Source organism: Proteiniphilum sp. UBA1028 (assembly GCF_002316955.1).
Classification (GTDB): Bacteria; Bacteroidota; Bacteroidia; order Bacteroidales; family Dysgonomonadaceae; genus Proteiniphilum.
Genome location: NZ_DCEN01000007.1, coordinates 37,164 through 54,138 on the forward strand (window position 1 = coordinate 37,164; position 16,975 = coordinate 54,138).

Below are 16,975 nucleotides of genomic sequence, written 5' to 3' on the forward strand. Positions count from 1 at the left end.
TGTGGATCACGATAACTTCCTGAAAAATTCCCAGATGACAATGCCAGCAGTAACCGACACGTTGAGAGAGTGTTTGGTCCCATACTGGGGGATCTCGATGCATCCGTCCGAAGTATCGACAACGGCTTGTTGGACACCGTGTACTTCGTGACCCAGAATCACGGCATATTTATTGTTTTTCTCCAGAGTGACTGATCCCAGCGATGTGCTATTTTCGGCCTGCTCAACTGCAAAGACGGTATAACCGGATGTTTTCAGTAACTGTATAGCTTTCAGTGTGTCTTCAAAGTAGCGCCATGTGACTGCATCTTCTGCTCCGAGGGCTGTTTTATGGATTTCCACATTGGGAGGGGTAGCCGTGATGCCGCACAACAGGATCTCCTCTACCCGGAATGCATCGGCAGTCCGAAAAACAGAACCGATATTGTGCTGGCTGCGCACATTATCAAGTATCACTACCAGTGGAATCTTCCTTGCCTCGCGAAACTCATCCACACTGATGCGTTTTAGTTCCTCCAGTTTTAGTTTTCGCCTGCTTATCTTTTTCATTTTTTTTATCTTGAATATCTCTTTCAACTTCTCTCAATTTCTCCGAATCACCCCTGGCCTATTTCCAAACCGCACGTATTCCGAACCAAAGATGATGCAGGAAGGTGGATGCTTGTCCGTAATACTTAGCCATGATGCGGTAGCGTTCTTTCAATGACTCCATACGGTTGCTGGTGGTCAATCCTTCGTTCAGGTAGTTGATCAGTGTGAGACGAGTATTGTGTAAGTTTTTTGATTTCTTCATCATGCGGATGCACCAGTCGAAATCGGAAGAGTAGCGATAGGAGAGGTCATAGTTTTCAAACAGCTCTCTTTTTACGATAAACGCCTGATGGCATACCACCATCCCCAGCTTAAAGCTTTTCCAGGTAAGTCTCTCCGGTGCCTTAAGCCTGCGCATATGCAGAAAATCGCCCTTTTCATCCACGATCGCCGTCTCTCCGTAAATAATATCGGGCGCATTGACGGCATTGAACGTATGCATCATTCTCTCCACGCTGTTGGATGCGAAGAAGGTGTCGCCCGCATTCAGGAAACAAAGGTAATCGCCTTTGGCCATTGCCGCACCTTTGTTCATTGCATCGTAAAGCCCTTTGTCCGGTTCGCTCACCCAGGTAAGAGCCCCGTTTTCATGTTGTTGGATAAGTGCGACTGTGTTATCCCATGATTTTCCGTCTACAATCACATGCTCTATGTAGGGATAGGATTGCTCCCGCACACTTTTCAGTGTCCGCTCCAATGTGTGTCCGGCATTGTATGTGACCGTGATGATGGATAGTTTTTTCATTTTGTCTCGTAAATCTTCCTGTATTGCATGGCAACTGTTTCCTGTGAATATTCCAGCACTGCCTTTTCGCGTGCATTGGACGACAAGGTCTCGGAATCGGCGCTGTACAGTGTCCATAATATTCCTTTTGCCAGGTCTTCGGCGTTTTTGTATTTTACCAGGTATCCGTTTTTTCCGTGAGAGATCATCTCGGGAATACCTCCTGTGCTGAAGCCCACACATGGTGTGCCGCAAGCCATCGCCTCCATGAGGGTGTTGGGGAGGTTTTCCTGCAACGAGGGTGTCACAAACAGGTCGGCAGCGTTATAGACGTCGGCCATTTTAGCTGGCGGAATGAACCCCAAGCTATGCGCAGGCTGTGAAAGTCTTTTTTCCATCTCTTCACCGTTGTTGCCGGCGATGAGGAACAGGATGTTGTTGGGATGCTTTGCGATGAGCCGGCTTGCTTCCAGCAGATAATCGATTCCCTTTCTTGGGTCGGATGTTTTGACAGCCGCAAACAGTACAATCTTCCTGTCTTCTGGCAGATTTAGGCGTCTACGCGCTTCGGACTTATCTTTCGGACAATAAGCTCTTGTGTCAATCGGGTTGGGAATGGATACTACCGTGTGTCCCCGAGTAAGCGGACTTTTGGTTGCAAGCTCTTTAAGCCAGTTGCTGCAAGCCACAAAGGTGATTTTACCTTTTCCGTAAGCCGCCTGCTTTTTCAGGAAAACACGGTGAGATAAATCACCCGGTGAAGCTGCGATTAAGTAGGGACAAGAGCCGCAAGATCTTTCGTAGTTTCTGCAGGCTCCCGCATGGTGGCAGATTCCGGTGAAAGGCCACATATCGTGCATGGTCCATATTACCTTCTTCCCGGAGGTGAGAATCTGTTCAATTTCACGGATGGATAACATGCCCTGGTTGATCCAGTGAAGATGAATAATATCGGCTTCCCTGAATAGGGGCAGCCTTGTGATGGAGTTGCCGGTGTTGGCAATCGAAACATCGAACAGGTTTTCTTTTGAAAGTCTGTTTTGTAAAAAAATAGCCCCTCGCTCCCAATAAAAGTTGTACTTGTTTTTGTGGCCGTTGCCGGCGGAAAATACATCGGGGTCATCCGATCTTTTATCCCGGACGGTCATTTTTGCACTTTCGCCGCAGAAATGCATTGCCTTCATCAGCCTGGAAGCTGCTACAGCCGCCCCGCCGTAGATGTCGGATGTACTTACAATGAGAATCTTCATGATGTTATTTTTGTAAAAGCGGCCAGATAGCGCTCGCTCACACTTTCCAGGTTGATCTTTTCTTCTATCACGCGGAACGAAGCTTCTCCCATCTTCGCTTTTAGTTCTGGATCTCTTAGCAGTGTGGCTATTTTCCCGGAGAGGTCATCTGCGCTGTTCTCCCGGAAGAAAAGTCCGTTTACCTTGTCGGAGATCAAATCCTGCTCAGTGCCGTCGCATACGGAACAAATCACCGGAAGCCCGTAGGTCATTGCGTCGTTGATGGAAAGTCCGCCCATTCCTGCCAGTACGTATAGGGACGATGCGCTCATGTAGGCGCCAATTGTTTTTGGGTCGTGCACCCCTCCTGTAAAGAGAATTTTTTGCTCGATGCCCAGCGTTTGTGCCTGTTGCTGAAGTGTGTTTCTTTCAGGGCCATCGCCCACCACCACCAATTCGGCATCGGAAAATTCCCGCAGGACTTTTGCGAAAGAATCAATGAGCAGGTCGACCCGTTTCCATTTTACCAGCCTTCCAATGTGGATGATACGCCGGCTGTTTGGGGGAAGGATGGGTGGTTCTGACGCCAGAAGCTGCTTCTCGCGCAACAATGCTTCGCTGTCGCCCGTATTGAAGGTGACAAAAACTTTGTTGCTGTCGATGCCGTAGGTAGGCATGATTATTTTTCCTTTTGATGCATACGCCAGTGCGCCATCTGCCCTTGAGTAACAGTATCTTCTGACAAGCATGACCATCCACTGTCTCACGAAAAAAGCAACTCCTTTGCTTAAGAGCTTCATATCCTCGTCATACATCGGATGCTGCCGGAAGAATGCAATGTTTTTCCCAAAGGGAGGTACCTGAAAGGGAATCTCACGGATCACAAATCGCACCCCGTTCCTGCGAATCGATTGACGTAGCTTCCGGTCTCCAAAGTATTGGAGAAAGTAGGGCCACCCGGCGACAAGGATATCCGGTATCTCCTGCTCAATGATTGACGACAGCCGGGGAAATTGATTCTTTCCTGCCGGTGACTTTTTCTCGTTGATCTCAATAACTCTGTATGATGCCTTTTCCCCATCTGTCACCTTCACCCCCTTGCCCAGCTGGTTGCTTTTCTTGTCGGGAATCACCGTGATGATCTCCGCTCCTTTGTCAACCAGTCTGTTTAGCAATGCGTTCATGTAGGGTGGGATGCCGCTGAAAACAAACAGTACTTTCATCAGATTAAATCATTTCGTAAGCCTATTTCATATATCTACAGAGGAGATTCAGAATTCTGTTTTAGCTGACAATATGTTCCTCTCCAGTACGTGCAGTGCCACGTTTTGTCCTACTTCAACTCCTTTCAGCGAAAGCTGGTCTCTCGTCGTGTTGTAGGCCAGTTCAGGGCTGTTGTTGTCGCCACTCAAATGACAGAGCCAGATATTGCGAAGATCGGAGGTGTAATTGTTTGCCAGGAACTCTGCCGTCTGGCGGTTGCTCAGATGTCCTGTTCCGGAGGTGATCCTGCGTTTCAGGTAGTAAGGATAACGGCCGTTTTGCAGCATCTCCTCGTCGTAATTGCTCTCGATAACCAGATGGTTCGCCTTGCCGATGTAATAGGCCATTTCGTCGGTGATCGCGCCTATGTCGGTAGCCAGCGTCATTTTTTGGCCGTCGAATTCAAGGAAATAACCGGCGTTGTCGTTGCTGTCGTGTGGCACATCGAATGCCGTTATCCGAAAGTCCTCTATTTGAAAAGGTTTCCCTTTCTCAATATATTTTGTCGAGCCATTGAGCTTATTGTGTATCATGGGGCAGTTTGCTATCCCCCTGTGTACTTCTCGTGTGGCGTATATGGGGATGTGTAATTTCTCTCCCAGATATCCGGCAGATTTGATGTGATCGAAATGATCGTGTGTAATCAGGATTGCCATGATGGACGATAGTTCGACTCCATACATGGAGAGTCGTTTCCTGATCACACGCGGACCGAGGCCGGCGTCGATAAGTATGCCGTAATGTGCGTTGCCAAGATAGTAACAGTTGCCGCAGCTACCGCTGCTGAGGCTGAAAAAAGAGATCCGGTCCGCCTGGAATAGTTTGTATTGCATAGTGGATGCAAAGATAATAAGTTTTTGAGAATTACGCCGGGAAGGGACGGGCTTCGCTTTTTTCAACTTAGTCCTGAGCGGAAGAAGTCAACGAAGTAGTCAAAATGTTTTTTCGGACAATTTTACCAGTGTTCTGTTGTAGCTTTCAATCATCTCATTTACTACCTCTCCGGCAGGGACTACTTGTTTGATGTGCGAGGCAATCTGCCCGATTTCCAACTCGCCCTGGATGAGGTCACCTTCAAAGATGCCTTTTTTGGAACGGCCTCGACCCAGCAGTGCCCGCAGCTCGTCTGCCGTGGCTCCCTTGTCTTCCAGTTCTTCTACCTGCCGGTAAAACTCATTCCTGATCATCCGTGTTGGACTCACTTTTTTCAGCGTAAGCGACGTGTCTCCCTCGTTGAGCGAGAGGCATTTCTGCTTGAAAGCCTCGTTGGCAGAACTCTCGTCGGTGAGCGCAAATCGCGTGCCTACCTGTACCCCTTCGGCTCCTAATGCGAACATGGCAGCCATTGCCTCGCCGGTGGCAATACCGCCCGCAGCAATGAGTGGCAGCGCCACTGCTTGCCGCACCTGCGGAATCAGCGTGAGGGTAGTGGTCTCTTCGCGTCCGTTGTGGCCGCCTGCCTCAAACCCTTCGGCGACGATCGCATCTACGCCTGCTTCTTCGGCCTTCAGGGCAAATTTGGAACTGGATACCACATGCGTCACCAGAATACCTGCCTCTTTTAGTTTCGATGTCCACGTTTTGGGGTTACCTGCCGAGGTGAAGACGATTGGTACTTTTTCCTCCATCACAATCTGCATAATCTCCTCAATTTGCGGATACATGAGGGGGATATTTACGCCAAATGGTTTGCTGGTGGCGGCTTTGCATTTCTGAATATGCTCTTGCAATGTTTCGGGGTGCATTGATCCGGCTCCTATCAGTCCCAAGCCCCCCGCATTGCTCACCGCTGAGGCTAGTCGCCAGCCGCTGCACCATACCATTCCTGCCTGGATAATCGGGTAGCGGATCCCGAAAAGTGTAGTAATCCTGTTTTTGTTCATTGTCCCAATTTTTTATGCAAAGATAACATTATCTCCATTTTTCTTCATCCGATCTTTGATTTAGATTTTTTTTAGTAGCTTTGCACAACGTAGCCTGTTGTCTCTGCATTGGCGTTAAACAGTAATTTCAAAATTGATATATCCCTGACATTATGAATGTCCTTTTACTTGGCTCTGGAGGCCGCGAACATGCTATGGCATGGAAGATACGCAAGAGTAGCTATCTGAATAATCTGTATATTGCTCCCGGTAATGCCGGTACGGCTTTGGTTGGCACAAATATACCCATTGGGGTGACCGATTTTGAAGCGATAAAGCAGTTTTCACTTAGCCACGATATCGATATGGTTGTGGTGGGGCCCGAAGATCCGTTGGTGAATGGTGTCTATGATTTTTTTCACAAGGATGAGGATATTTGTCACATTGCCGTAATCGGCCCCTCTCAAAATGGAGCTCAACTTGAAGGCAGCAAGGATTTTGCCAAGAGCTTCATGATGCGGCATCATATTCCAACAGCACGCTATAAGAGCGTTACACTGGACAGTATCATGGAAGGAAATGAATTCCTCGATGCTCTTCCTTCACCTTATGTGCTGAAGGCCGACGGCCTTGCAGCGGGCAAAGGTGTGCTCATACTCAACGATGTGAATGAAGCTAAGCGCATGCTTTGGGAAATGCTCAACGGAAAGTTTGGAGAAGCAAGCAGCAAGGTGGTGATTGAAGAATTTTTGTCCGGAATTGAGTGTTCGGTTTTTGTGTTGACTGATGGTTTGTCTTACAAGATATTACCCGTAGCGAAAGATTATAAACGAGTGGGGGAGCACGATACCGGATTAAATACCGGCGGGATGGGAGCCGTTTCGCCTGTTCTCTTTGCCAACGAAATTTTCATGGAAAAGGTGCGCAGCCGGATTGTGGAACCCACCGTGAAGGGGTTGCAGGAAGAGAAAATCGACTACAAAGGATTCATATTCCTGGGACTGATCAACGTTGACGGAGATCCGAAAGTAATTGAATACAATGTGCGCATGGGAGATCCCGAAACGGAGGTGGTGCTGCCGCGCATCAAATCCGACTTGTTGGAGTTGTTCGTTGGTGTAGCCACTGAGACACTTGGCCAGCGTGTGCTGGAAATTGACGATCGGTATGCCACCACCGTCATGATGGTTTCCGGCGGCTATCCGGGAGCATACGAAAAAGGAAAACGAATAGAGGGACTTGACAGCGTGATGGACAGCATTGTTTTCCATGCCGGCACTGAGAGTCGAAACAGGGAGGTGCTTACTGCCGGAGGACGTGTACTTGCCGTTACATCTTACGGCAGCACCATGGAGGAGGCGCTGCATACATCGTATAACAATATTGCCAAGATAACCTTCGATAAAGCCTATTTCCGAAAAGATATCGGCTTCGACCTCCGCAACCGGTAAAGGAGGACGGTACGAAATATGCATGCTGTTGTAAGATATTTCAGAACATATGTTATTGAGGGACGCTTTGTCCCGTTGATCACTTCCCTGGCTGTGATTTTTATGCGTATGGCCCTGTTCTTAAAAGAAGGTGTGCCTCCCCTCGTATACAGCGATACCGGATATTTATGGCAGTATGTTGCACATTGGTTCGACGACCCGATGGTGTCCGTGGTTGCTTCCACGCTTTCGGTTTTTCTGATCGCACTTCTTATATCAGCCATGAACAGCCGCTTCACTCTCATCCGGTCCCGTTCCTGTCTTCCTTTTGTTGCACCACTCTTCCTGCTGAGCCTTCATCCTTGGTTTTTGGTGATGACAGCGGATTACGTTGCTGTTGTTTTTGTGCTGATTGCGTTTTTTCCTCTGTTGAAATCGTATCAAACGGCCGACGCAACTCTTTACTCCTTCCGTTCCGCCATACTGATAGGTGTAGCATCCCTTTTTCAGATTTTTGCACTGGCGTTACTTCCTCTGTGGTGGCGTGGTGAACTGTCGATGCGCGGCCCTCACGTCCGATCTTTTTTGTCCTCTTTGTTCGGCTTGTTCCTCGTGTATGTCTCACTCTTCTCCCTTTATTTTCTTGTGGATGATCTTCCCGGATTTGTGCACCCGTTTCTTTCGCTCTCCTCCTTTTCGTTGCCACAACTTCCGAGTTTCTCCTGGGGAGAGTGGGGCGTGGTTATGCTGACCGGCCTTTTTTTTATTTTAAATATGGTGCTCAGCATCAAAACTTATTCGCGAGATAAAGTGCTCACGTTGACTTTTATGCAGTTTGTGGTGTTTCTGATCATCTTCCAGTCGCTGCTACAAATTGTTTATTGGCAGGAGACTCTGTTTTTTCTTACACTCTGTATCGCTCTGATATCTTACCTGAATGCCTATTTTTATACAAGGACCCAGTCAACAGCATACATCTATCTGGCTTTGCTGATCGTAGTGATTGCGTTGCTTTTCTATCTCTCTCATTTTTTGGGGAATTGAATATACTTCGCTAAACAATCTTCTCTTATCGTTTGTTTATTGAGTGAGGTTGTTTGATTATCAGGTAAATACTAAAAGTAAGGCAATGAAGTGAACAATAAGGGATAAGGAGGATGATTATGAAGGAATTTGTTCGTTATGGAATTGTGTTGTTCTTTTCAGTACTGTTTTTTCAGGCTTGCGGTGGTACTCGTTCAGCCGCAGAAAGAGAACAACTCGCAGTCGGCATAAGGCAGGCGGTGGAGATGTCCGACTTTATTTTCGAAGCCACCTATGCCTATCCTACCGGATACAGGTCAATTTATCTTTCTCCGCACTATGATGTAAAGGTATCTCCCGATACGGTAAAAGCATATTTACCCTATTACGGGAGGGCGTATAGTGCGCCGATGGATCCCCGGGAAGGAGGTTTTAATTTTACAAGCACCAGGTTTGCGGTTCAATCTTCACCCGGTAAACGTAAAGGAAACTGGATCACGGAAGTGACCATTCTCGATCTGGACCGGCCGGTTACTTTTCTTTTCGATATTTGGGAAAATGGCACTGCCCGACTGGATGTGAACGACATGAATCGACAGCCCATCTCGTTTCAAGGTGATATTCACATCAAAAAGGAGAAATAGGAGTAAAAAACCCACCGTTTTGGTGGGTTTTTTTACGATCTATAACTTTTCAGCAAGTGCCGATGGTAAATAGAAGGTGTCGTTCTTGTCGATATAAACTATGACAGATCCCAGATTGAAGGGTTTCCCGTTCAGTTGGGCCACGGAAGAGAAGGCTTTTAGTTCCAGCCTGTTTTTTCCTTTTTTCACTCTAAGTACCGGGAAGTCCGGATTCTGCTTATCGATGGAATAGTTCATTCCCGCAAACACATGATCGTGTTTCACGAATATTCTGTCCGATAGTTCTTGCAAAGAGGTGTCCAATCCTGCTACTTTTTGGAGGTAGCTGTTCACTTCCGTGTTCATTACGTGTCCTTTGAGGATATCTCCCTGTGGATGATAGGAGGCGAGAAGGACTTCCTCGCCGGTATGTCCCCCCGTGGTGAAGCCGAAGCAGGTGCGTGAGTTGATTATGTTTACAATGTTGTGGATCATATTGTTACTTGTGCCGACTTTTGTATAGTCACCTTCCTGGTAATTTTTTGAGGAGAGCAGCGTTTGTAGCTCTTCATCGGTGATGTCAATGTCTGTATACTCTTTGAATACAGCCTTGATGTCGCCGGGTTTTGTGTTTACCAGTATCGATTCGATGCCGTTGGCGCTCAGCTTAATTTTTGATACTGTGCCAAATAACTGATCCGCTGAAAGCTTGTCGTATCCGGGGCAGTTTTTTGTGCCGATTGTAAAACCACTGTTGCCGTGGTCGGCCAGAACCAACACGGCTGTATTCCCGTTTGTACGGGCAAAATCCATCGCTTTTCCCACGGCTTCGTCAAAGGCCAGGAACTCGTGAATGATGGCAGCTGCATCGTTGGCATGGGCGGCCCAGTCTACCTGACTCCCTTCCACCATGAGAAAGAAACCTTCTTCCTCTTTCGATAGAAGTTGAATTGCCTTTCCGGTCATTTCTGCAAGGGAGGGCACCTTATCAGGGTTTCTGTCGATGTCATAGGGCAATGCTTTGTCCCCAAAAAGTGCCCATACTTTTCCCTCTTCATTGTAGTTCAGGAGTGCATCCCGGTCGTTACAAATTAGGGTTGTTCCGTTTCTTTTGAAATGCTGTCTGATATCATCGGTAAGGATGCCGTTCCCGCCGCCGAACATGACATCCATGTCTTGGTATGCCATCTGTGGGGCAAGAGCATCGTAGTTACTCCTTTTGTAATGATGCGCCGAGAAGTCGGCCGGTGTGGCATGCGGAAATTCGCAGGTCACAACCAGCCCCACGGCCTTTCGTTTTTCTATCTTCAAAGCTTCCAGAATAGTCGCCGCAGGCTGCCAGGTGCGTGTCCCATCGACCGGGAAGAGGTCGTTGTCCGACACCTCCGGATGAATGGCCACGTTGCCCGATTGTTGCAAGACGCCGGTAGCATAGGTTGAGCCCGTTGGGGCAGAGTCGCCGATGGGTGCGTTGGAGGAGAAGGTGGTGACAGTTCCGGTGAGATATGGGTCAATGTGCAGATTTTTTCCCATGCCGTTGTAATATTTGAACCAGCGGGCTGCAGAATAAACGCCTATGGAAGTCCCGTCGGGAATCATTACGATGATATTTTTCACCGGCTTCACTTCCTGAGCAAAAAGTGAGACTGAAAAGATGAATAGAGATAGGAGTATGTTTATTTTTCTCATTGCATTGATGTTTTGAATGTGTGATGTAAACATGCAAAGTTACTAAATAGTTGTTACGATTTTGTCAAGAATCTGAAAACAGCAGTTTTATCACTTTCTGCAGGTTATAAAACTGCTTGATTTTCGCTATATTTGTGTTTCATAAAAATAAAAAGAGAGCATGAGTGATAGAAAACCCCTGATATTGATTACCAATGACGACGGATATCAGGCAAAAGGAATTGCGTCGCTGACCGAAGCGATGAAGGGATTGGGAGAGGTTATCGTGTTTGCACCCGATTCACACCGTTCCGGAATGTCGAGTGCCATAACAACTTCACATCCGTTACGGGCAAGGATGATTCACCACGAGAAAGACTTGAAGGCATATATTTGCAACGGAACCCCTGTTGATTGCGTGAAACTGGCGTTGAATGAATTTGTAGATCGCAAGCCCGATCTGCTGGTTTCCGGAATCAATCACGGCTCCAATGCCGGAATCAGCGTTCTCTATTCCGGCACGATGGGTGCTGCCATCGAAGGTTGCGTATTTGATGTACCTTCTGTCGGCTTTTCGCTTTGCGATTTTACCCCCGATGCTGATTTCTCGGCTACGGCAACAGTTGCCCGCAACCTGGCAAAGAAGGTTCTTGAGGCTGGACTGCCCAAAGGCGTTTGTCTGAACGTGAACGTACCTATGGGGAAGGTGAAAGGTATTCGCATGACCACACAGACGCAGGGGAAGTGGGTGAACGAATACTATCGGTCGAAGGACGGATCGGGGAAGGATGTTTTCTGGATGACCGGTAACTTTGAGAACTGGGAGGAGGAAAACGACAGCAGCGATGAGTGGGCATTGGCCAACGGGTATGCAGCCGTTGTGCCGGTGAAGATAGATATGACGGCCTATGATTTTTTGCCCGAACTGACAAAATGGAACGTATAACGTTAATAGGTTCGCAAGCCTGATGTTCCTTGTTCCAGATTAAGGGGGACATGATCAAAGAACCGAAAGATTTTTGCTTACAGCTGATAGTTAAATATATGAAGTATTATCTTGTGGCGGGTGAAGCGTCGGGCGATTTGCACGCATCCAACCTGATGCAATCTCTCAAAGAACTGGATAAAGATGCTGATTTCCGCTTTTTGGGAGGCGATCTGATGCAATCGAAAGGCGGTATGCTGGTAAAGCATTACCGTGAAATGGCTTACATGGGAATTTTACCGGTGGTATTGCATGCACGGACTATTCTTCGTAATCTGGAACTCTGCAAAAGAGATATTGCCACTTATCAGCCCGATGTGGTCATATTGGTAGATTATCCCGGATTCAACCTGAAGGTGGCAAAGTATGTGAAGACCCGCCTGCATATTCCGGTTAACTATTATATCTCACCTAAGGTTTGGGCCTGGAAAGAGTACCGGGTGAAATCGCTTAAGAAGTATGTGGACGAGATGCTTTGCATCCTTCCTTTTGAAGTTGATTTTTTCAAAAAGCATCGGTACAAGGTTCACTATGTGGGTAACCCCACGGTTGATGCTGTTATGCACCGGGATTACCAGAGAGAGTCTTTCGATGCATTTGTAAATGCCCATCATCTCGAAAACAAACCCATCATCGCACTGCTGGCCGGAAGTCGAAAACAGGAAATCGCCAATAATTTGCCCGCTATGCTGGAAGCAGCGAAAGGGTTCGCCGAGGGCTACCAGATAGTGGTGGCCGGTGCGCCGGGAATTGACCCCGAGTTTTACAAAGAATTTGAGCGTCTATTTCCACCCGTAAAGGTTTTGTTTAATCGTACATACAGGATTTTGGCGCAATCGGACGCAGCCCTGGTGACATCGGGCACAGCTACGCTCGAAACGGCTTTGCTGAATGTGCCGCAAGTGGTTTGTTACAGGATGTCAATGCCAAAATTGTCCTCATGGGGATTTCAGCACATTTTGCATACGCCGTTTATCTCACTGGTAAACCTGATCTGTGGCAGAGAGGTTGTGAAAGAGCTTTTTGCAAAAAAATTCACAGTCGATCATATCAGGACGGAGTTGACACAATTGCTCCATGTGCAAGGTTACCGGCAAAATATGCTGGATAATTACAAGGAGATGCTACAGAAACTTGGCGATCCTGGGGCATCTGACAGGGCTGCCGGAATTATTTACCGCCAGTTACAGCCTGATTAATTTTTTGTCGGACCATAGTTGCACCTTATCTTGTAAAAAGAGTTTGTAAATATTTTCTCCGGATAAACTTTTATTCTCTCATTTTTGTTTCCTTTGTGTGGATAATAAACAATAAAATAATGAAGGTAGGTATTCTCAGTTCGGGTGGAGACGCACCCGGTATTAACGCAACCATACGGGGCGTAGGCAAAACAGCCATTAACAACTATGGTATGCAGGTGATTGGCATCCTGAATGGTTTTTCCGGATTGTTGTATAAAGATATTGTGGAACTTACCGACCCTTCTTTATCCGGCATATTGAATCTGGGGGGTACCATTCTGGGAACAGCGCGCGAAAAGGTGTTTCGGAAAATGATTACCTCTCCCGACGAGAAAGACCGTGAACAAATAAAGAATGCCTATCACGAACTGGGACTCGATTGTCTGGTATGCATTGGGGGAAACGGCACGCAACGTACAACCTGTATGCTTTCTGAGTTGGGACTGAATGTGATTGGCATCCCCAAAACCATCGATAATGATGTGTACGGTACAGACATCACCTTTGGTTTTGATACTGCAGTAAATATCGCTACTGAAGCCATCGACAGGCTCCACTCTACGGCCAGCTCGCACCGTCGCGTTATGGTAATTGAGCTGATGGGACATCATGCAGGCTGGATCACACTCTATGCCGGAATGTCGGGAGGAGCCGACATCATTCTTCTGCCGGAGCTTGGTTACAATATGAATGTTGTTATCGACAAAATCAATAAACGAATGGAGTTGGGAAAAGCTTATTCCATTGTAGCTGTTGCAGAAGGCGTGGAGGTGCCAACCAGAGAACGACCGGCCACTTATTTTGCCCGTGAAATAGAGGGACAAACAGGTTTTGAGACGCGTGAGACCGTCCTTGGCTATATTCAACGTGGGGGATCTCCCTCGCCTTATGACCGAATTCTGGGAACGTTGCTGGGCGGACATGCTGCAGAACTGATTCACGAAGGAAAATTCGGCAGAATGGTTGCCCGGTTGGGTAATGCCATCTCCGATGTGCCTTTGTCTGACGTAGCCGGGAAGCTACGTCTGGTAACTCCTGATAGTCCGCTTGTGGTACAGGGGAAACGGATGGGAATATCGTTTGGTGTATGGTGAGAAAACGAAAAGAGGCACTGCCTGGTGCCTCTGTATCTGAATAATTAAAGTTCTTCTGTGGTCTGGTCTCCCAAATTGGGAAGGGGAGCTTCCTGTATGTGATTGCCCGGTGCTGATATGTTTGGGGCGGATGTCTGTGCAAGTACCTCCTGCAGTTCGTTGCTCTCACGGAGCTTCCTGATAGCCACCTTTGCGGCCATTTGATGAGATTCTTTTTTTGAGTAACCTTTCCCTGACCCGATCTCCACTCCGGCCACTTTAACGCAAGAACTGAAAACAGGATTGTTTTGTGCATCGTAGGAGGCATCCGTTACCTCGAAGAGAACGTCCACTTTGTTTTTTTGTCCCCATTCAATGAGACGCGATTTGAAGTCGACCTCACTCTTCAGTACAGTTTCTATGTTTAAATGTTGCTTGATGAGCGTTTCGTATACGAACTTTTTGGCAACCCGATATCCTTGGTCAAGATAGATGGCACCAATAAGTGCTTCCAAAGCATCTCCGTAGATATTGGTGTTGTGTGCGAGGTTACGTGTAGAGGAGATGATGAGCTTGTCGAGTCCCAGCTCAACGGCCAGTTTATTGAGTGTCTCCCGTTGCACAATACGCGAACGGGTACTGGTTAGAAACCCCTCTTTTTTATGTTCAAATTTTTTATAAAGGATGTCGGCAACGATGGCATCGAGAATGGCATCGCCCAGAAACTCAAGGCGTTCGTTGTTTACCCATCTACCTTTCTTTGAACGAATGGAAGAAGAGCGATGCGTCATGGCTTCTCTGTAGAGGTCTATCCTGTCAGGGTAGAATCTCAATACGTTATAAAACGAAAGATAAGGCTCTTTGCCTTTATGCGGAAGAGCCTTGATCCTTTTTACGAATCTTCTTAACACACTACTTGATGTATTGCTTGAGAATTACACTTGCGTTGTGTCCCCCAAAGCCAAAAGTGTTCGATAACGCAGCTCTTATCTTCCTTTTTTGAGCTTTGTTGAATGTAAAATTCAGGTTGTAGTCAATCTCGGGATCCTCATCCCCTTCTTCGTGGTTAATGGTGGGGGGGACAATCTGATCTCTGATTGCCAGGATACTAAACAAGGCCTCCAGTGCACCTGCACCTCCCAGAAGGTGTCCGGTCATTGATTTGGTGGAGCTGATGTTCAGTTTGTAACTGTGGTCGCCAAACACATCGAGGATAGCTTTTACTTCCGAGATATCTCCCACAGGTGTTGAGGTGCCGTGGACGTTGATGTAGTCAATATCTTCCGGCTTCATTTCGGCATCTTCCAGTGCATTACGCATTACCAGTCTGGCGCCCAGTCCCTCAGGATGTGAAGCTGTGATATGATAAGCGTCTGCCGACATGCCCCCACCCACAACTTCTGCGTAAATGGTAGCGCCGCGTGCAATGGCATGTTCCAACTCTTCCAGGATGATAGCGGTACCCCCCTCGCCAATCACAAAACCGTCGCGACTGGCGCTAAATGGTCGTGATGCAGTCTGCGGAGCATCGTTGCGTGTGGATAAGGCGTGCATGGCGTTGAAGCCTCCTACCGCTGATGGGCTGATGGTTGCTTCGGCACCTCCGGTGACAATTGCATTTGCTTTTCCGAGGCGAATAAGATTGAACGCATCTACGATTGCGTTTGTAGATGAAGCACAGGCCGACACGGTGGCGTAGTTGGGACCCCTCAGTCCATAAATCATAGAGATATGCCCAGCTGCGATATCCGCTATCATTTTCGGAATGAAAAAGGGGTTGAACCGTGGTCCTTTCTCCTTATTGATATAATAGTCACCTACCTCGTCTTCAAATGTTCTTATTCCTCCGATCCCTGCAGAAAATATTACCCCTATGCGATCTGTGTTTTCATTCTCCAGATCAAGCCCCGAGTCCTCCATTGCTTCTTTGGCTGCATGGATGGCCAACTGGGCATAACGGTCATACTTCCTTGCCTCCTTGCGCTCGAATAGATCGCTAGGGTCGAAATCTTTTACTTCACAGGCAAACTGTGTCTTGAAAAGCGATGCATCAAAATGAGTAATAGGCCCGGCGCCACTCTTACCCGCTAAGGCATTTTCCCACGTGGTTTGCACGTCGTTCCCCAACGGGGTAATTGTCCCCAGGCCTGTTACTACTACTCTTTTTAACTCCATGAATAAAATGGATTATTTCGCGTGTTGTTCTACATAAGAAACAGCGTCACCCACAGTGGAGATCTTTTCTGCCTGATCATCCGGAATTGAGATGTTGAACTCTTTTTCGAATTCCATGATCAGTTCCACGGTGTCAAGTGAGTCTGCTCCCAGATCATTGGTAAAGCTGGCTGTTTCAGTAACTTCTGATTCTTCAACGCCTAATTTGTCGACAATGATCGATTTTACTCTTTGTGCTACTTCAGACATAACTTTCGATATTAATTAATAAATGAAAAATTTTATTCTTAAATTTGCGATTGCAAAGTAACGCATTTTTTCTCTAATTGTGCAAACTTTTGACGACTAAAATCAAAAATAATGCACAAATCACGTTTTTTTGTGCATAAAAAGATATAGTAAATGACAGATATTGCCATCTTCGCATCGGGTAGCGGCAGCAATGCCGAGAACATTGCCAACTATTTTTGTGGTCACGCCGACATCCGTATTTCACTCATAATCTCCAATAATGCAGATGCATACGTTCATGAACGGGCAAGGAGGCACGATATTCCTTCCTGTACCTTTACAAAGGAGGAGTTCGGTGAAGGGTCAAAAATACTGGACATCCTACGGGAATATAAGATTGATTTCATCGTACTGGCTGGTTTCCTGTTAAAAATTTCGCAACCCATTCTCGACGCTTTCCCCGGCCGTATAATCAATGTTCATCCTGCGTTGCTCCCTAAATACGGCGGAAAAGGAATGTACGGCGATAGGGTACATCAGGCAGTGATTGATGCATGCGAAACCGAATCGGGAATCACCATTCACTATGTAAATGAGCATTATGACGAGGGAGACATCATCTTTCAGGCCACCTGTGAAGTACTGCCCCTCGACACCTTAGACGCCCTTGCTTCCAGGGTACACGCTTTGGAGTATGCTCATTTCCCCCGGGTAATAGAGGCTGTCGTAAAAGGGCTATATATGTAGAACCCGGTCATTCCCTTATAGAATAACGGTAAAAAAATATGGCGGGAAAACGGAAGGTTGCAAAATAAATTGTATCTTTGCAGTCCATTTTGCGGCTGTGGCGTAATTGG

General features: G+C 47.2%; 17 protein-coding genes. 7 read left to right on the forward strand and 10 right to left on the reverse strand.

The window, feature by feature from the left end:
- Nucleotides 1-6: 6 nt before the first annotated feature.
- The 6 genes from B3Z75_RS01025 to B3Z75_RS01050 form a co-directional block, all read right to left on the reverse strand.
- The gene (locus tag B3Z75_RS01025; RefSeq protein WP_294066803.1) at nucleotides 7-549 is read right to left on the reverse strand and encodes an RNA methyltransferase; all 543 of its coding nucleotides are present in this window, start codon (nucleotides 547-549) and stop codon (nucleotides 7-9) included.
- Nucleotides 550-607: 58 nt separating this feature from the next.
- Nucleotides 608-1,336: a glycosyltransferase family 2 protein gene (locus B3Z75_RS01030; RefSeq protein ID WP_294066806.1), complete on the reverse strand. Its 729-nt coding sequence runs from the start codon at nucleotides 1,334-1,336 to the stop codon at nucleotides 608-610.
- Nucleotides 1,333-2,565, reverse strand: a complete 1,233-nt coding sequence (locus B3Z75_RS01035) for a glycosyltransferase family 4 protein (protein WP_294066810.1) — start codon at nucleotides 2,563-2,565, stop codon at nucleotides 1,333-1,335. The genes B3Z75_RS01030 and B3Z75_RS01035 overlap by 4 nt, the downstream gene beginning before the upstream one ends.
- A complete protein-coding gene (locus tag B3Z75_RS01040; protein WP_294066813.1) occupies nucleotides 2,562-3,767 on the reverse strand; it encodes a glycosyltransferase family 4 protein in 1,206 nt (401 codons plus the stop codon). The genes B3Z75_RS01035 and B3Z75_RS01040 overlap by 4 nt, the downstream gene beginning before the upstream one ends.
- A gap of 48 nt (nucleotides 3,768-3,815) precedes the next feature.
- A complete protein-coding gene (locus B3Z75_RS01045) occupies nucleotides 3,816-4,640 on the reverse strand; it encodes an MBL fold metallo-hydrolase (RefSeq protein WP_294066816.1) in 825 nt (274 codons plus the stop codon).
- A gap of 99 nt (nucleotides 4,641-4,739) precedes the next feature.
- Nucleotides 4,740-5,690: an NAD(P)H-dependent flavin oxidoreductase gene (locus tag B3Z75_RS01050; RefSeq protein ID WP_294066819.1), complete on the reverse strand. Its 951-nt coding sequence runs from the start codon at nucleotides 5,688-5,690 to the stop codon at nucleotides 4,740-4,742.
- Between the two features lie 152 nt (nucleotides 5,691-5,842).
- On the opposite strand from B3Z75_RS01050, the gene purD reads away from it, so the two are divergent.
- The 3 genes from purD (at nucleotide 5,843) to B3Z75_RS01065 (ending at nucleotide 8,766) form a co-directional block, all read left to right on the forward strand.
- Nucleotides 5,843-7,120, forward strand: coding sequence for a phosphoribosylamine--glycine ligase (purD, locus tag B3Z75_RS01055; RefSeq protein WP_294066822.1), 1,278 nt, complete (start codon nucleotides 5,843-5,845; stop codon nucleotides 7,118-7,120).
- An 18-nt stretch (nucleotides 7,121-7,138) separates the two neighbouring features.
- Nucleotides 7,139-8,143 carry a hypothetical protein gene (locus B3Z75_RS01060; protein ID WP_294066825.1) on the forward strand — a complete coding sequence of 335 codons (1,005 nt, stop codon included), beginning with the start codon at nucleotides 7,139-7,141 and terminating at the stop codon, nucleotides 8,141-8,143.
- Nucleotides 8,144-8,262: 119 nt separating this feature from the next.
- Nucleotides 8,263-8,766, forward strand: a complete 504-nt coding sequence (locus tag B3Z75_RS01065) for a DUF4251 domain-containing protein (protein ID WP_294066827.1) — start codon at nucleotides 8,263-8,265, stop codon at nucleotides 8,764-8,766.
- A gap of 39 nt (nucleotides 8,767-8,805) precedes the next feature.
- Here the strand turns inward: B3Z75_RS01065 and B3Z75_RS01070 are convergent, their stop codons facing one another.
- Nucleotides 8,806-10,434 (reverse strand): alkaline phosphatase, encoded by a 1,629-nt coding sequence (locus B3Z75_RS01070; RefSeq protein WP_294066830.1) that lies wholly within the window; start codon nucleotides 10,432-10,434, stop codon nucleotides 8,806-8,808.
- A gap of 160 nt (nucleotides 10,435-10,594) precedes the next feature.
- On the opposite strand from B3Z75_RS01070, the gene surE reads away from it, so the two are divergent.
- From surE to B3Z75_RS01085, 3 genes are all read left to right on the forward strand, one after another.
- A complete protein-coding gene (surE, locus tag B3Z75_RS01075; RefSeq protein WP_294066833.1) occupies nucleotides 10,595-11,359 on the forward strand; it encodes a 5'/3'-nucleotidase SurE in 765 nt (254 codons plus the stop codon).
- A 98-nt stretch (nucleotides 11,360-11,457) separates the two neighbouring features.
- On the forward strand, nucleotides 11,458-12,597 hold the full coding sequence (lpxB, locus tag B3Z75_RS01080; RefSeq protein ID WP_294066836.1) for a lipid-A-disaccharide synthase: 1,140 nt from the start codon (nucleotides 11,458-11,460) through the stop codon (nucleotides 12,595-12,597).
- A gap of 119 nt (nucleotides 12,598-12,716) precedes the next feature.
- Complete coding sequence (locus tag B3Z75_RS01085) at nucleotides 12,717-13,733, forward strand: ATP-dependent 6-phosphofructokinase (RefSeq protein ID WP_294066839.1); 1,017 nt, start codon at nucleotides 12,717-12,719, stop codon at nucleotides 13,731-13,733.
- A gap of 44 nt (nucleotides 13,734-13,777) precedes the next feature.
- Here the strand turns inward: B3Z75_RS01085 and rnc are convergent, their stop codons facing one another.
- From rnc to B3Z75_RS01100, 3 genes are read right to left on the reverse strand one after another with little or no spacing between them, the layout of a single operon-like run.
- Nucleotides 13,778-14,623, reverse strand: coding sequence for a ribonuclease III (gene rnc / locus B3Z75_RS01090; protein ID WP_294066842.1), 846 nt, complete (start codon nucleotides 14,621-14,623; stop codon nucleotides 13,778-13,780).
- A gap of 1 nt (nucleotide 14,624) precedes the next feature.
- Complete coding sequence (gene fabF, locus B3Z75_RS01095) at nucleotides 14,625-15,887, reverse strand: beta-ketoacyl-ACP synthase II (protein WP_294066845.1); 1,263 nt, start codon at nucleotides 15,885-15,887, stop codon at nucleotides 14,625-14,627.
- 12 nt (nucleotides 15,888-15,899) lie between these two features.
- Nucleotides 15,900-16,136: an acyl carrier protein gene (locus B3Z75_RS01100; protein WP_294066848.1), complete on the reverse strand. Its 237-nt coding sequence runs from the start codon at nucleotides 16,134-16,136 to the stop codon at nucleotides 15,900-15,902.
- A gap of 153 nt (nucleotides 16,137-16,289) precedes the next feature.
- Here B3Z75_RS01100 and purN point away from each other — a divergent pair, with 153 nt between their 5' ends.
- Nucleotides 16,290-16,865, forward strand: a complete 576-nt coding sequence (purN, locus tag B3Z75_RS01105; RefSeq protein WP_294066851.1) for a phosphoribosylglycinamide formyltransferase — start codon at nucleotides 16,290-16,292, stop codon at nucleotides 16,863-16,865.
- Nucleotides 16,866-16,975 lie beyond the last annotated feature (110 nt).

Excerpts from the sequence above, each read along its gene's own strand:
- B3Z75_RS01025 (WP_294066803.1), bottom strand. The coding sequence starts at position 549 with ATGAAAAAGATAAGCAGGCGAAAACTAAAACTGGAGGAACTAAAACGC.
- B3Z75_RS01030 (WP_294066806.1), bottom strand. The coding sequence starts at position 1,336 with ATGAAAAAACTATCCATCATCACGGTCACATACAATGCCGGACACACA.
- B3Z75_RS01035 (WP_294066810.1), bottom strand. The coding sequence starts at position 2,565 with ATGAAGATTCTCATTGTAAGTACATCCGACATCTACGGCGGGGCGGCT.
- B3Z75_RS01040 (WP_294066813.1), bottom strand. The coding sequence starts at position 3,767 with ATGAAAGTACTGTTTGTTTTCAGCGGCATCCCACCCTACATGAACGCA.
- B3Z75_RS01045 (WP_294066816.1), bottom strand. The coding sequence starts at position 4,640 with ATGCAATACAAACTATTCCAGGCGGACCGGATCTCTTTTTTCAGCCTC.
- B3Z75_RS01050 (WP_294066819.1), bottom strand. The coding sequence starts at position 5,690 with ATGAACAAAAACAGGATTACTACACTTTTCGGGATCCGCTACCCGATT.
- purD (WP_294066822.1), top strand. The coding sequence starts at position 5,843 with ATGAATGTCCTTTTACTTGGCTCTGGAGGCCGCGAACATGCTATGGCA.
- B3Z75_RS01060 (WP_294066825.1), top strand. The coding sequence starts at position 7,139 with ATGCATGCTGTTGTAAGATATTTCAGAACATATGTTATTGAGGGACGC.
- B3Z75_RS01065 (WP_294066827.1), top strand. The coding sequence starts at position 8,263 with ATGAAGGAATTTGTTCGTTATGGAATTGTGTTGTTCTTTTCAGTACTG.
- B3Z75_RS01070 (WP_294066830.1), bottom strand. The coding sequence starts at position 10,434 with ATGAGAAAAATAAACATACTCCTATCTCTATTCATCTTTTCAGTCTCA.
- surE (WP_294066833.1), top strand. The coding sequence starts at position 10,595 with ATGAGTGATAGAAAACCCCTGATATTGATTACCAATGACGACGGATAT.
- lpxB (WP_294066836.1), top strand. The coding sequence starts at position 11,458 with ATGAAGTATTATCTTGTGGCGGGTGAAGCGTCGGGCGATTTGCACGCA.
- B3Z75_RS01085 (WP_294066839.1), top strand. The coding sequence starts at position 12,717 with ATGAAGGTAGGTATTCTCAGTTCGGGTGGAGACGCACCCGGTATTAAC.
- fabF (WP_294066845.1), bottom strand. The coding sequence starts at position 15,887 with ATGGAGTTAAAAAGAGTAGTAGTAACAGGCCTGGGGACAATTACCCCG.
- B3Z75_RS01100 (WP_294066848.1), bottom strand. The coding sequence starts at position 16,136 with ATGTCTGAAGTAGCACAAAGAGTAAAATCGATCATTGTCGACAAATTA.
- purN (WP_294066851.1), top strand. The coding sequence starts at position 16,290 with ATGACAGATATTGCCATCTTCGCATCGGGTAGCGGCAGCAATGCCGAG.